Origin of the sequence: Psychromonas ingrahamii 37 (genome assembly GCF_000015285.1) — a bacterium.
Taxonomy (GTDB): domain Bacteria; phylum Pseudomonadota; class Gammaproteobacteria; order Enterobacterales; family Psychromonadaceae; genus Psychromonas; species Psychromonas ingrahamii.
This window is the reverse complement of the sequence record NC_008709.1, coordinates 3,750,028-3,763,903: the sequence shown is the minus strand read 5'-3', so window position 1 is coordinate 3,763,903 and position 13,876 is coordinate 3,750,028. Positions and strand designations below refer to the sequence as shown.

Here is a 13,876-nt window from a genome sequence, read left to right as displayed (position 1 = left end):
CGTTATTCAGGTTCTACAGTAATTGTTATGGTGCCAGTATGGCTTCCTGACTTGGCTTGTTGTAGCTGAGCCGCAGATATTTTAACGATGAGAGTGGCATTTTTCGCGCTGCAGTCCGTTGATTGCCCCGATGGTTGACCTGTAATGTAAACACCACTAGTGGCAGAAAAACCGCTGGTTTGTCCGGATTGTGATGCCCATTCAATAGTGTACTCAAGAGTATCAGTTGCATTTTTTTGCAGTGAGAAACTATTACCTGAGCCGCTACCGGTCATTCTCACTTTATAGGTAGTCGCTGGAGCACCTAATCCTACACAAAGTGAATTATTAAACTGAATTGAGCCACCAGATAACCAGGATGTAGAAAGGTCTGTGGTACCCGTAATGATGCTGTCTGTGGCAATGGCGTTGGATGAAATAAATTGGCACAGGCAAATGAATAAGCCTAACGCGCTTTTTTTGGACATGATAATAATTCCTTAGACACTAATAAATAGAGCCTATTTACTGTTTGTCTCGAGTGTAAAATGTTGCTGTTTATTACCTGTACTAAGAATATATTTTAATACTGATGCGCTATATGGCAGAGGTATCTTATGGGTAATGCCGGGATAGAGTCTTTTAGCAGGAAAATGAGTACATTTATCGTCATTTGAATCGCATTGAACCGCGTTTAACAATAAAGCATTGGTATTGCCCGTATTGGTGAAAATAGCAACACCCTCTTTGATGCTTACTTGAATGTTAGAATCAGTATTTTTGGGTCTTGCTATCACTAGTACTTCGTATCCAACAAGAACTTTAACCATTATTTTTTGATTACTTTTAATTTCACCATAGGGAACGGGTTTGATTGTGGTGCGATAGATTCTCTCCTTGTCTTTTGACCCTAGCAGGGCAAATCTTACAATTTTCATTTCTCCGGGCTCTAGGATTAATTTTGCAGGGGAGACTAATAATCCGCGCTTTTCTGGATTGGGCTCATATGATCTTTTTTCATTCTCAGTGCCAGGTTTGATAATTTCATAGGGTGTCACCTCTACAAAAATTCTTTTTGAACCTTCGTTAAAAACAGAGATATCTTGCCTTGCGATCTGCTCTGGCCAAAAATCAATAATGGATTGACTAATACGAATGTTGGCGAATGAATACGAGGAAAAGAGAAGGCACAAGACGGGCATTATTTTGTAAAAAATCTGATAAACCATTGTATTAAATCCTTGTTAAAAAGAGGGCGGATTATATTTTATTTATTGTACATCATATATAAATAATAAATATTGGCCTAGTGCTAACCCGCAGCAAATCGCATTGAAAATATTTTGATACAGAGCTGTAGATTTTATCTATCCATCGGGCGAAGTACTCCATCTAAGTCTTGCGAGCAGAAGCGAGTAAACTTAGGTGGTGGTGTAAGCCCATGCAACATAGTTGCATTTATTTATTGGCAATCTACACAAATAGTGATATTTTACTAGAATGAAAAAGAAAGCGTATAAATACAGATTTTACCCAACCGACGAACAATCTTTGCTTCTAGCAAAGACTTTCGGCTGTGTACGCTTTATTTACAACCGGGTCTTAAAAGTGAGAACCGACGCATACTACAAAGATGGTGCTAGTGTTAACTACTCTGCCGCCAGTAAAATACTAACAGAGCTTAAAAAAGACCCTGAGCTTGTCTGGCTGAAAGAAGTCGCATCGGTGGCGCTGCAACAAAGTTTACGTCACCAGCAAACGGCATTTACCAACTTCTGGGATCGCCGTGCAAAATACCCAACCTTTAAGAAGAAAAATGCTCGTCAATCGTTTAGCTTGGTGGGCACTGCCTTCCGTTATCGTGATGGGAACATTTATATTCCAAAATCTAACGAGCCACTAAATATTCGATGGTCACAGGCGATGCCTTGTGAACCATCAACCATTACTATCTCAAAAGATGCCGCTGGGCGCTATTTTATTAGCTGTCTGTGTGAAATTGATATTAAACCAATGCCAATCTCAGCTAAACAGGTTGGCATCGATTTAGGATTAACCGATCTTTACATTACCAGCGATGGTTTTAAATCTGGTAACCCCCGCCATTTAAAGCGATATGAAGCGAAATTAGCATACTTGCAGCGCATGCTGTCAAGAAAGAAAAAAGGCGCTAAAAACCGCAATAAAATGCGTTTAAAAGTAGCCCAACTTCACGCTAAGATCGCTGATTGCCGGATGGACGCCACCCATAAGGCGACCCGTAAACTTATTAACGAAAACCAAGTTGTTTGCGTCGAAAATCTTGCTGTTAAAAACATGATCAAAAACCCCAAACTAGCGAAGCATATTGCTGATGCAAATTGGGGGGAATTCGTTCGCCAATTACACTACAAAGGTGTTTGGGCTGGGCGAAATGTGATTGAAATAGATCGGTGGTTCCCGTCATCAAAGCGCTGTAGCACCGAGGGTTGTGGATTCGTAAATGAATCATTACCACTTAGTGTGCGGAGATGGGCATGCCCGAAATGCGGTTCGCACCATGACCGCGACATCAATGCAGCAAAGAATATTAAAGCCGTCGGACTGACGGTGTTAGCCTCTGGAGCGACTGGATCGGGGGCAAAAGTAGCGTAAGTTATTTTTGTCTAGTGAAGGCGTGTTGATAGAGGAAACCCTAGCGAGTGATCACTAGGAATCCCCTTCAAAATATTGTGAGCTTTAAGCGAGCAAATTTAGTGGGGGAGGATGTCAATACTGTACTTTTAAAACAGTCTGATACCAATCATATGGTAAGTTCAACTTTGCAGTGTATAACCACTAAGCAGCCATTAATTTGGCTGACGTTTTGTAATTTATTTTCTTTCTTTCTTGGATGCTCATTGAGCTTTATTATTACACTGTGAACTACCGATTATGATACTTTTTTGAAGTCTAAAATTTTTTCCCGCTTTACCCATACTGAAAATCACACACTCAGGCATGAATCCTCAACCCCTTGAAAATCCTGTTGATAAAGAGATAAAAGTCAAGATAGTTTTGGCTCTGTTTCTATTAACTCCTTTGTCATTTCAGTCAACAAAATAAAACAAAAAAAAGACGAGTGAATTTAATTTTCAATAGGGCTTAAAATATGTTCAAAATAACCAAACTAAATTTTTTGCAGCGCGCCATAGAGAATGTCTGATGCTTGCCGATATCGATGATCCATTGTAAAGGGGTTGAGCAAACTTGTTGCAATGAACTTGTCGCAATAAAGAAGTGTGCTTATTCTTATTACATTCGAGGATAATTATTTGATATGAGGAAGCGATGATGGCTTTTAATCATGAAGTAGGCGAAAAACTACGCGAAATAGCGGCGTTACTAAAAACCCAGCGTGCTAACCCCTTCCGCTACCAGGCTTATTTTCATGCGGCGAATACTCTGGACAACTTGAGCGAGGATTTGCGCGAACTGGTGCAGGCTAAAGGCATGAAAGGACTAACAGATTTACCTGCCATTGGTTCGGGGATTGCGCAGTGTATTTATGAATACGTCGCGACAGGTCGTATCAGCCGTCTGGAAAGTCTGCAGGGTGAATCTGATCCGATAGGATTATTCCAATCTATACCGACCGTTGGCCGGACACTAGCACAGCGCATTTATGACCGCCTGCATATCGATACGCTGGAATCACTGGAAAATGCTACCCGCAATGGTCAGCTTGACAAGGTAGAAGGTCTGGGTGTTAAGCGTAAGGAGGCGATAGAATCCTGGCTGTTAAAGCATTTTAGTGAACGCCGCCAGACATCAATAGCAGCGTCAAGCCTTATACCCGTTGGTTTACTGTTAAAAGTGGATACTGAATACCGCAGCAAAGCCGCTGCCGGAAAACTGCCCCAGATTACCCCCAAACGTTTTAATCCTGATAATAAAGCCTGGCTGCCGATATTGCATATAACTTGCGATCACTGGCATTTTAGCGCCCTGTTTTCGAACAGCGAACGTGCGCATAAACTCCACCATGTTTTTGACTGGGTGATCATTTTTTTTTCTGACGACAACCACCGGGAAGGACAGCATACTGTGGTCACAGAAACCCATGGTTCTTTGCTTGGCAAACGAGTAGTTAGAGGCCGAGAAGGCGAATGCCAGGAATACTATCAATCGCAGAGCTGAGTGGATGGCATGAAAAAATCTATTTAACAGCTTTCTCTCATATACTTTTTTTTCATAAAAAGAATATTACTTATTCTCTTTTGGCTCCTTAAAATAACATTTTTTATTCCCTTTTTTTATAATAAGATAGATAATCGCTTGATTTAATATTTTAAATTGTTACCATGGACTCACGTTTTGAGATAACTAATTCGCAAACCTGGGGAAACCCTGGGGCGCAAAGCTATAGGGCCTGTAAAATGGTAGCCAGTTGCCAAGAGTGTATAGACACTTTTGCTATTGAGCTGATTTTTATGAATGGCCTTCCTTGGAAGGCCATTTTTTTACCTTTTTTTTGTGTACTGCTGTCTAAATGCGCATACAAGTACTTAATTTAAAAATGAAATGTTTTTTGATCCAAAACAAGGTGAACACTTTGTAAAGGTTATAAAATCAATTGGCAAACTTAGATAAAGACAAAACTATTGAGACGGTAAAACAGTAACCAGTTGCTACAGAAAATGAAGCATTTTTTATTTACTATTTTTAATTTTTTTATCTAAGCACTTGATGTGAAAATGAAAGATGATAGCCTTTAAATGTAGAAACGTTATTTAAATAAGAAAAGACATATTTTTTAAATAAGAAATAATATAATCGCTTTGTAAGAGTTATGAAGTTGATTCGCAAACCTGGGGAAACCTTGGGGCGCAAAGCTATAGGGCCTGTAAAATGGTAGCCAGTTGCCGAAAGCGTGTAGACGCTTTTGCCTTTTGAGCTGATTTTTATGTATGGTCTTCCCTGGAAGGCCATTTTTTTTGCTTTTTTTTGATAAAAAAGAAAGCAAAACAGAAAAACTAATAATAGGAAGTAACGCGGTTAATATGAAAAAGTACGTTGTTAAAGCGCTTGTCGTCATCTCATTGGCAGTTTGTTCCGCAAGCAGTTTCGCTGCATTCTCGGTCACTCGGACAAGCATGGGTGTCAACCTTGAGCAACCGGTGACAAAAGAGACCACTCTGATTAATTCAGGGAATAAACCGGTGAGAGTGAGGGTCAATTTTGAAAAACCCGCATGGGCTAAAGATAAATACTATCTGGGAGAGCAGCTGGTGGCTTATCCGAGAATAGTGGTGATTCCGCCAAAGGGTAAGATACAAGTAAAAGTTGCACCAAGAATAAAAAAAGATTTACAGGATGGGGAATATGTCGCTCTGCTTATGTTTAAAGAGATGCCCCCAAGAAGCAGTGGTAATCAGGTAACCATGCTGATGAATATCGGTATTCCCTACTACGGCAGGAAAGGAAAACTTGAAACCGGACTCGATTTTGACGCATTGCGGATCGAGAAATCAGGCAAGGGTTATGACCTGCTGGGAACGGCTAAAAACACCGGGAATTTTTCTTACCCGCTTGATATAGAAGTTAAGTTTTACAGCAATAAGAAACTGATAAAAGAGCAAAGCTTTAAACAGGGGTTCTACCGGGAACATTCGTTCGAGCTTAAAAAGTCAACGGAAATGGATAAAAAAGCCGATTATGCGCAGGTTGTTTTTGCAAATAAGCAACTTAATTTGTCCAAGAAATTTGACTTTGAACTCTGAAATGAATTCGAAAAGACCCTGAGATGAATAAAGCGCTGTTTATTCTTTTTCTTTTTCTGTCAACGCCTCTATCTGCAGCAAATGGACAGTTTACTATCGAAGGGCACGCGGTAAAAGAAATGACCCTGTCTCTTGGGGTGAGCAGCATCGATTTTGGTGATGTTTACAAGGACAGTGAGGTGGAGAGTGTTCTGGTGGATTTTTATGTCAATGCAGAAGATACCTTTGACTATACGGTGGAGCTAAGCAATGACGACAGCAGCGGCACTATACAGATGTCACGCAGTTTAAGCTCAGGATACACAGGGGGCAGTTTAACTTATATAGAGACAGCCAACGGATTAGACCAGAGACATGATTTTTATGTTGATCTGGCCACAGGAAATATGAGCGGCGACTTAGCCGTTACGATCACTGTGATGGTTATGTACAACAATATCGACTAATGATCTTTCAGCAATACCGCGGAAGGATTATTTAATTTAACGTAAAACTTATTTTAACTTAAAAATTATTTTAACGTAAAACATGGAGAGTGCAAAATGAAAAACTTATTCTTAACAACACCAAAAAAAGTATTACTAGCTACATCAATTCTAGCCATGTCAACAACGGCAATCGCTGAGTCATCAACTGAACTAGATGGTTCTAAAGATGCTGGTTTAACTGTCGCTGCGCACTATGTCACCCCACTGACAGTTGGCTTAGATTTAGCAGCAATTGATTTTGGTGATGTTTTTACTGATTCCGTTGTCGCAGATCAGGCAGTTAAAGCTACAGTCGCAGGTACACAGGGTGAAACATTTACTTACTCAGTTGTAAGCAGCAAGCCTTTATTAGTAACAGTAGATACTCTTGCTGCTACGTTAACAGGCGTTGCTTTTACAACGGGATCAACAACACTTGACTTTAATATAGGTCTTGATGCTTCAAAAATTGTAGATGGTGCGGACGTAGCTGAGACTATAACAGTTACAGTTACTTATGATTCAATAGATAGCACAACAAATACAACAGCAGCTTAATAGCTATTGTTGAAAGCGCTGCGGCCTAAAAGCCGCAGCGCTTTTTTTTATATGACTGAGACAATGAAGAAAATTTTTCTGGTGTTATTTGTACTCTATTCAGGGTCTGTTTTTTCTCTGGAGACCGTCAGAGTGAAAAATGCCGAACTGAACGAGCTCTATCTGTATAACGGCAGCAGGTTGGAGGTCATTCCCGCGGAAGGGGTGATTGTTTATGTCGAGGGCAATGCAAATAAAAGAGTAAAGTTAACAATTAAGGCGACTGGAGCTGTCTATCTGACCTCTGGAGTGAGAATTGACAATCTCAGGGCTAAAAATCCGATTATAAGGCTCGATAAATACGGCGAAGGACAGTTTGAAATAGGGTTTTCTCTGCTGGGGGAAAAAAAAGTCAGCGGTAAACACAAAAAACAGATAAAGTATGAGATTGAATATTTAGACTAACTGAATATCCTACCCGTTTACCATTTCCTATCCACTTGTGTTCAACTATTCAACTATTCAACTATTTAACTATTTAACTATTTAACTATTTAACTATGTAACCATACAAGCAGTTCAACCATTTCAACCATTTCAACTTCAAGTTACGCTTCCCTTAATAAGGCTAAACTCTCCATCGGTGACTTATATTAGAGGATTACAGGCAACTCAGAGCAGATTAATTCGATAAGGCAGGTTTAGTTTTGAATATAACTCCGTGTCCATTTTTACCTGACCCTTTCACTATTCAGAATGATTTAGCAGCTAACCTGAATAAAGTGATACAACAATGCCTGTCCGCAAAGAAAGCTTCTGCCAGCAAAAAAAAATTATTTCTATTACCATTCTTCGACTTGTTATTAAAAGCCATCTGCTGCTGTGATTATTTGCCCGTTGAAAAATTCATGGTTAAAAATGCCATTAAACCACATTCAAAAAAACTGGCTTATTATGTAATGCTTTTCGCAGCAGTGCTTCCCGTACTGACATTGTGGAAAGAATGATCTTGATAAGAGCGGCATTGCTTATGTTATCCAGCTTTCTTTTTTGTCATTCTGCTTTTTCCAGCGTCCAGGATGACTATTTTGAAAATATGGTAACCCTTCGAGTGGGCAGTTATCTGCAGCAGGAATTCGTTGAAGTAATGAGCGATTTTGACGGGGGTATCTATCTGGATATTGAAAATTTTCTGGAACTTACCGAGCTCACAGAATATACCCAGCTTTCGGTCGATCAGGGAAAGGTCACTCTGCTGATGGCGGGTAGCCTGTTTCCCGACAGGCAGAAGCGGCGAATAACAACAGAACTAAAAAAGCTTAACAGTATAGAAATCGATGGCAGGCTGTATATTGATAAGGATAGCATTAGTGAACTTATTCCCCTGAAGGGAGTTCAGTGGGTAGCGGAAAAATACACTCTGGTAATATTACCGAATTTCAATCTGCCTCTGAATAGCCGGGTAAGCGCCGAAAAAAGAAAGCGTAAGCTAGAAGCAGACAAAAACGCTAAGGAAGCCTCCCCGAAGGATGACTTGTTTTTGAAAGCGGATCGCAGAATAATCGATTTTGGTATGCTAAAGCTGAGGTATGACATAAGCAAACTTGGAAATTATTTTAAAAAAGAAGAGGAAAATGGCAATCTGGAGTTAGAGTACAGCTCCCAACTTTTCTACGGCGATTTTAATATCAGTCACAGTCTTTACCCCAGCGAAAAACTGCACAATATCAGCCTGAAATATCCTTACTTTCTTAAGGAGAAGACAGTTACTCTCGGGGATAACTATGTCGCAGGGCAGGATATTCTGGGGTATAACAGTAAGATTCGGGGGATATCGGTCAGTACTAATGACTACAGTGTCCAACGTTCAGGGCGGGATCTCACCATCAGGGGGGAGGCACCCAAAAATTCAATGGTTGAAATCTATCAAAACGGTAAGGTAATGGACTATTTGACAGTGGAAGGCAAGGAGTATCAGTTCACCCTAACGATGAGAAGTAAAAAAGATGCTTTTGAAATAAAAATATATGACAGAAATGGTGTCCTTACTGAGGTGAAAGATATTAATGTAATGTCGGGAAATGGTTTTCTCTCGCAGGGTAAGTGGGATTATGATTTTTTCTACGGACAAAACTCAGGAGCAGAAAATCGCGCCTGGGATGATCTTAAATACGGCCTCTCCTACGGCTTGACCAACAATCTCAGCTATTCCTTCGATTATTATAATACCCGCAATGAAGACAAGCTGTATCGATATGCAAAGCACCACGCCGGATACCGTTTTTCAAATTTAGCCGTGCCCTTAGTCATCAATATTGCCCATTATGATTCTTTTGAAGACCCCAGCAAGGGTTATATAACCGAATTGGAAAGTGAGCTTTTCTCTCAGCAATTATATTACAGCTATGAGCAGTACAGCAGCCTACTGGCGAAGGATGAAGGAAAGGATAGTTATCACGAGGCTGAAATAAGCGGGGATTATGGCCGAAGTGACTATTTTTTCCGCTTTTCAAATGAAAATTATGAGAGCAGAAAAAAATACAAATACGATACGGGACTGAGTTATAACATTACAAAAAAGATACGCATGGATTGGGATCTTGGTAAAACAATTATAAAGAATGGTGACATAAGTGCTAATTACACCAGCAATATAGGTTTTAAGGCCAGTCGGGGAAATTTTACCTATAGCTTGAATGCCGGGTATAATGTGGGAAGAGATCCCAAGTGGCAGTACAAGGGCAGTCTGAGGAAGAGACTCAGTAAGGGCAATAAATACTCTTATAATGTGAATGTTGATTATAATAAAAATGATCTTTTGACTCTGGGAATAGGTTTTCAGTATAAATTTAATGCGTTTTTAAAGATGAACTATGACTACAGCAGCAAAAATGATGAGATGTACAATGTTGGTGCCAACTACGAACAAGTTATTAATCTGAAAAAACCTTTCACACTCAATAGTGCTCGGGATCCTGATCATGGTTATGTCGAAGGAGCTGTTTTTATAGATAAAAATGGCAACGGGAAAAAAGAACTAGATGAACAACCCCTTGCCAATGTCGGTGTTGGCATAGGTAAAAACCAGGTGACAACCAATAAAGACGGGCTGTTTTATCTCTCGGGGGTCGCTCCCTATAAAAACAACAAACTGAGCTATGACTATTCTGGCACTATGATTGATCCCACCCTCAGAGCGGCTAATTCTCAGGAAATAAAGCTTATCCCCGCATCGGGTAGAAAAGTGGGTGTAGGACTTATCCCTTTGTCTATGATTATGGGCTCCATTAACCTGCCGGCAGTAGATAGAAAAATCAAGAAAAAGTTTTTCACTTATGTGGAGATAATAGTAGAAAAAGCAGGCGTCTACTACCGCAGTATCAAGCCTGAATACGATGGTTTTTATGTTATTCAGGATCTGCAGCCGGGAGAATATTCCCTTAAAATAAATTATCTGGGCAGTGAACAAGTGACCCTTGAAAAGGATGTTCTTGAGGTCGTTGTGAGCTCAGGAGAGACTGGGGATTTCTATGATGGAATAAATTTTAAAGTGACAGACATTCAAACTAAAAAAATTAAGAGCACCTTTGATGATGCAGACAATAACGATCAAACTATTTTAAAGTAAATGTTGAAAAAATGGTGTGCATCAGGTTTTATTTGCAATTTTCACACTCGATTCTAAAACGTGAAAAGATGTGACATTTGCAATACAGTTTGAAAATATCCAATTTATAATTGATCTTACCTTAAGGGAAGAGTCTAAGGTGTTTTTATCCATTCATCTATCGACTTAATATGACGAATAAACGAGTATAAGTATAGCCTTTGACGGAGTGATATTTTTAGATTAAAGTCTGAGCCGATTCTCTGATGTCTGATCCCAGTAGCTAAAATAAACGGCTATATCTGAATTAGCTGTTGTGGCATTGGCCCAACAGTCTCAAATAAACAAATATCAGGTGTTATCACTGATTAATCCCCCGGCCCAGATAGTGCCTACATATTTTGTGGCTGCACCATGAAATCAGTTCATCCATTGCTTTAGACGACTATCAAAAGCATTAATATTTTGGATAAGAAAACGCCACTGGCTCTGGGGCTCCTTGCTAGGGAAAGCTGACGTTTAATGTTCCTTATTATTTATATCCATTACAAAAAACACACTTTTTATAACTCCACAGCGTAATTATCCGATCATTTATGGTTATAACTTAACCTTTTATTAAAATAAAATTTAAGTGAAAAAGTGTGGTTGCCAGCTCTCTGCCTGTAGACCAAATTGGCTAAATCCAGGGTTGAAAACGATAGAGCCTGCAAAATGCTAGCCAGTTGCTAAGTGTGTATAGACCTTTTTTCTTTTTGAGCTGATTTTTACGTATGCTCTTCTTTGAAAGGCTGTTTTTGTTTTTTATTGATTTTTTTAAAAAATAGATAAAGAAATCAAAAGGAAGTAATACAGTTAATGTGAAAAGGTACGTTAAAGCGCTTGGTATTATATATTTCAGCCCCTCTTTTTTAATGACTTAAGGTTGTTTTATCACTTTTAGTTCATGACTTTTATTGTTAAAATATTATTGTGTGATTAAGTTTTTAGGAAAGTCATTCGCAAACTTGGGGAAATTCAAGGACGCAAAACTATAGGGCCTGTAAAATGGCAGCCAGTTGCCAAAAGTGAATAGACACTTTTGTTTTTTGAGCTGAATTTTATGTATGGTCTTCTTTGGAAGGCCATTTTTTTTGCTTTTTTTGACAAAAAACATAAAAACTAATAAAAGGAAGTAACACCGTTAATATGAAAAAATACGCTAAAGCATTTATCGGACTATTCCTGGCCGTTTGTTCTGCCAGCAACTTTGTGGCATTTATGGTCACGCGGACAAGTATGGACATAAACCTTGACCAACTGGTGACGTAAGAGAATACCCTGATTAACTCAGGGAAAAAGCCGGTAAGCGTGAGGGTGGATCTTGAAAAACCCGCATGGACGCCATTAAAAATACCGGAAATTTTTCCTATCCCCTTGAGATAGACGTTAAGTTCTACAGCAACAATAAACTGATAAAAGAGCAAAGCTTTAAACAGGGCTCCTACCGGGAGCATATGCTTGAGCTGAAAAAGTTAACAACAATGGATAAAAAATCTGATTATGTGTAGGTTTTTTTGTAAATGAACAACTTAACTTTTCCTAGAAATTAGACTTTGAACTCTAAAAGATATTTCCCTGTTTCTCCAGTATAGCAGTATCAATTTTGGGGATGTTTACCGGGATATCCAAGTGGACAGTGCTCCAGTCTATTTTGATGTGAATGCAGAAGCAGACTATAACTATAGGGTTGAAATAAATAATGATGACAGCACAGGAGTCGTACAGCTTTCATGCAGTTTAAGCACGGGTTACACCGGTGACAGTATAACTTATACAGTGACAGGCAACGGATTAGATCATCGACATAATTTTTATGTTGATCTGGACACAGGGAATATAAGCGGTGACCTTCCCGCGAAAATCACTGTAATGGTTGCCTACAAAGAGATCGCACAATAATCTTTCAGCAATATCGTGGGAGCATTATTTTTAAAGTGAAAAATGGGGAGTTACAAATGAAAAAATTATCAATATTAGCTATATCAATATTCGCAATGTCAACAACGGCAATGGCTGCGACATCTGGTACATCTGTTGATGGGCACTATGTAATACCATTGACGATCAACTTAGATTTATCATCAATTGATTTTGGTGATGTTTGGACTGATTCTATTGTCGCAGCTGAGAGCGTTGAAGCTACTGTAACAGGTGAAAACGGTGAAACTTTTACCTATAAAATCACAAGCAAAGAAAGTCTGATTAAGATAGTCGATAATTACAATACTGAGAACACCACAATGAGTGATCCACTAACTCTGGCCGATGCTACTCCAACAGTTATTCCCTTTACTGTCGGTCTTAACACTTCAGGTCTTACTGAGAATCAAGACATAGATACAGATGTAACAGTCACAGTTATTTATAATGATATTGCTGGAACAACATCAGCTTAATAACTATTGTTGAAAGCGCTGCGGCCTAAAAACCGCAGCGCTTTTTTTATATGGCTGAGATAATGAAGAAAATATTTTAAAAGGGGTGAAGTTAAAAATAATAATCAAACCAAACTTGGGTCGGTCACTTCCCCCTTTTCCTGCACGAGGTAAGGCACTAAAAATACTGCTACTGTTGATTATTTGAGCCTCTTATCTTGCAATTCAATGCATTAAAACCGATTATCCTAACTAACCTATTAACACTGCGTTATTCGTTTTATACCCAAGTCACCTGAATCTTCAGGCAGCTTAGGTATAAAACCTTCTTAAATTATTTGGGGTATTTTATGCGTAAAAATTTAGTTCCTTCTGTTTGTATTGATGCGGTTTTTAGTGGTCAATCTTTCGATCAGGCTTGTGCACAGGTTAAAGATGCTAATATCAGTCATATCGAATTTTGGGGCTGGTGGGACAAAGATCTTGATAGCTTACAAGCAGCGCAGCATAAACAGGGTTTAACAATAGCGGCTTGTTGTACCAAATTTATCAGTTTAGTTGAGCCTGCACTGCGTGATAATTATTTACAGGGACTGCAGGAATCGATTCAAGCGGCGCAGAAACTGGGCATTAAAATATTGATATCGCAGGTTGGTGATTTTATTGAATCTAGATCGCGAGCGGAGCAGCAACAATCAATTATAAATGGCTTAAAAGCCGCCGCGCCTTTATTAGAAGCGGCAGATATAACCCTAGTAATAGAGCCGCTTAATGAACGGGTTGATCATGCCGGTTATTTCCTGGTTCGCAGTGATCAGGCTTTTGATATTGTTAAACAAGTCGCAAGCCCAAAGGTAAAAGTATTATTTGATATTTATCATCAGCAGATAAGTGAAGGTAATGTTATCCGTAATATTGTCGATAATATTGATTATATCGGCCACTTCCATGCGGCAGGTAATCCGGGTAGAAATGAACTACAACGTGGCGAAATTAATTATCCACAGGTATTTTCCGCCATTCAAAAAACAAACTTTATCGGGCATGTCGGCCTTGAATATTGGCCAACGAACGATCAGCCGGTTGCGGCGCTGCGCGACGTTGCCACCTGGTTAATTTAATCTGTAC

General features: G+C 39.3%; 14 protein-coding genes and 3 riboswitches. Of the genes, 11 read left to right on the top strand and 3 right to left on the bottom strand.

Going from position 1 to position 13,876, the window contains the following annotated elements:
* Positions 1-2: 2 nt before the first annotated feature.
* On the bottom strand, positions 3-467 hold the full coding sequence (locus PING_RS15770) for a hypothetical protein (RefSeq protein ID WP_011771319.1): 465 nt from the start codon (positions 465-467) through the stop codon (positions 3-5).
* A gap of 33 nt (positions 468-500) precedes the next feature.
* On the bottom strand, positions 501-1,208 hold the full coding sequence (locus PING_RS15765) for a fimbrial biogenesis chaperone (protein WP_011771318.1): 708 nt from the start codon (positions 1,206-1,208) through the stop codon (positions 501-503).
* A 271-nt stretch (positions 1,209-1,479) separates the two neighbouring features.
* On the opposite strand from PING_RS15765, the gene PING_RS15760 reads away from it, so the two are divergent.
* The 8 genes from PING_RS15760 (at position 1,480) to PING_RS15725 (ending at position 10,352) form a co-directional block, all read left to right on the top strand.
* Positions 1,480-2,613, top strand: coding sequence for an RNA-guided endonuclease InsQ/TnpB family protein (locus PING_RS15760; RefSeq protein WP_011771317.1), 1,134 nt, complete (start codon positions 1,480-1,482; stop codon positions 2,611-2,613).
* A gap of 675 nt (positions 2,614-3,288) precedes the next feature.
* Positions 3,289-4,137: a DNA-binding protein gene (locus tag PING_RS15755; RefSeq protein WP_011771316.1), complete on the top strand. Its 849-nt coding sequence runs from the start codon at positions 3,289-3,291 to the stop codon at positions 4,135-4,137.
* Positions 4,138-4,319: 182 nt separating this feature from the next.
* A riboswitch (cyclic di-GMP riboswitch) is annotated at positions 4,320-4,395 on the top strand.
* 396 nt (positions 4,396-4,791) lie between these two features.
* A riboswitch (cyclic di-GMP riboswitch) is annotated at positions 4,792-4,867 on the top strand.
* Between the two features lie 133 nt (positions 4,868-5,000).
* Positions 5,001-5,720 carry a fimbrial biogenesis chaperone gene (locus PING_RS15750; protein ID WP_232279373.1) on the top strand — a complete coding sequence of 240 codons (720 nt, stop codon included), beginning with the start codon at positions 5,001-5,003 and terminating at the stop codon, positions 5,718-5,720.
* 23 nt (positions 5,721-5,743) lie between these two features.
* The gene (locus PING_RS15745) at positions 5,744-6,166 is read left to right on the top strand and encodes a hypothetical protein (RefSeq protein ID WP_011771314.1); all 423 of its coding nucleotides are present in this window, start codon (positions 5,744-5,746) and stop codon (positions 6,164-6,166) included.
* A 96-nt stretch (positions 6,167-6,262) separates the two neighbouring features.
* Positions 6,263-6,745, top strand: a complete 483-nt coding sequence (locus PING_RS15740) for a hypothetical protein (protein ID WP_011771313.1) — start codon at positions 6,263-6,265, stop codon at positions 6,743-6,745.
* 132 nt (positions 6,746-6,877) lie between these two features.
* Complete coding sequence (locus tag PING_RS15735) at positions 6,878-7,189, top strand: hypothetical protein (protein ID WP_232279372.1); 312 nt, start codon at positions 6,878-6,880, stop codon at positions 7,187-7,189.
* A gap of 242 nt (positions 7,190-7,431) precedes the next feature.
* Positions 7,432-7,731 carry a hypothetical protein gene (locus tag PING_RS15730; RefSeq protein WP_011771311.1) on the top strand — a complete coding sequence of 100 codons (300 nt, stop codon included), beginning with the start codon at positions 7,432-7,434 and terminating at the stop codon, positions 7,729-7,731.
* Positions 7,728-10,352 (top strand): fimbria/pilus outer membrane usher protein, encoded by a 2,625-nt coding sequence (locus PING_RS15725; protein WP_011771310.1) that lies wholly within the window; start codon positions 7,728-7,730, stop codon positions 10,350-10,352. Before PING_RS15730 ends, PING_RS15725 begins: the two co-directional genes overlap by 4 nt.
* Positions 10,353-11,321: 969 nt before the next feature.
* Positions 11,322-11,397, top strand: a riboswitch (cyclic di-GMP riboswitch).
* Positions 11,398-11,431: 34 nt separating this feature from the next.
* Here PING_RS15725 and PING_RS20725 read toward each other — a convergent pair.
* A complete protein-coding gene (locus PING_RS20725) occupies positions 11,432-11,827 on the bottom strand; it encodes a hypothetical protein (protein ID WP_011771309.1) in 396 nt (131 codons plus the stop codon).
* Between the two features lie 175 nt (positions 11,828-12,002).
* Here PING_RS20725 and PING_RS15720 point away from each other — a divergent pair, with 175 nt between their 5' ends.
* The 3 genes from PING_RS15720 (at position 12,003) to PING_RS15710 (ending at position 13,869) form a co-directional block, all read left to right on the top strand.
* Entirely contained in the window at positions 12,003-12,272 is a 270-nt protein-coding gene (locus PING_RS15720; RefSeq protein WP_011771308.1) for a hypothetical protein, read from the top strand.
* 56 nt (positions 12,273-12,328) lie between these two features.
* Complete coding sequence (locus PING_RS15715; protein ID WP_011771307.1) at positions 12,329-12,769, top strand: hypothetical protein; 441 nt, start codon at positions 12,329-12,331, stop codon at positions 12,767-12,769.
* Positions 12,770-13,098: 329 nt separating this feature from the next.
* Entirely contained in the window at positions 13,099-13,869 is a 771-nt protein-coding gene (locus PING_RS15710; RefSeq protein WP_011771306.1) for a hydroxypyruvate isomerase family protein, read from the top strand.
* The last annotated feature ends 7 nt before the right edge of the window (positions 13,870-13,876 follow it).

What these genes read in the sequence shown, in the direction of transcription:
- PING_RS15725 (WP_011771310.1), top strand. Translation starts at nt 7,728, where the DNA reads ATGATCTTGATAAGAGCGGCATTGCTTATGTTATCCAGCTTTCTTTTT.
- PING_RS15710 (WP_011771306.1), top strand. Translation starts at nt 13,099, where the DNA reads ATGCGTAAAAATTTAGTTCCTTCTGTTTGTATTGATGCGGTTTTTAGT.
- PING_RS15715 (WP_011771307.1), top strand. Translation starts at nt 12,329, where the DNA reads ATGAAAAAATTATCAATATTAGCTATATCAATATTCGCAATGTCAACA.
- PING_RS15770 (WP_011771319.1), bottom strand. Translation starts at nt 467, where the DNA reads ATGTCCAAAAAAAGCGCGTTAGGCTTATTCATTTGCCTGTGCCAATTT.
- PING_RS15755 (WP_011771316.1), top strand. Translation starts at nt 3,289, where the DNA reads ATGATGGCTTTTAATCATGAAGTAGGCGAAAAACTACGCGAAATAGCG.
- PING_RS15765 (WP_011771318.1), bottom strand. Translation starts at nt 1,208, where the DNA reads ATGGTTTATCAGATTTTTTACAAAATAATGCCCGTCTTGTGCCTTCTC.
- PING_RS20725 (WP_011771309.1), bottom strand. Translation starts at nt 11,827, where the DNA reads ATGCTCCCGGTAGGAGCCCTGTTTAAAGCTTTGCTCTTTTATCAGTTT.
- PING_RS15760 (WP_011771317.1), top strand. Translation starts at nt 1,480, where the DNA reads ATGAAAAAGAAAGCGTATAAATACAGATTTTACCCAACCGACGAACAA.
- PING_RS15740 (WP_011771313.1), top strand. Translation starts at nt 6,263, where the DNA reads ATGAAAAACTTATTCTTAACAACACCAAAAAAAGTATTACTAGCTACA.
- PING_RS15750 (WP_232279373.1), top strand. Translation starts at nt 5,001, where the DNA reads ATGAAAAAGTACGTTGTTAAAGCGCTTGTCGTCATCTCATTGGCAGTT.
- PING_RS15745 (WP_011771314.1), top strand. Translation starts at nt 5,744, where the DNA reads ATGAATAAAGCGCTGTTTATTCTTTTTCTTTTTCTGTCAACGCCTCTA.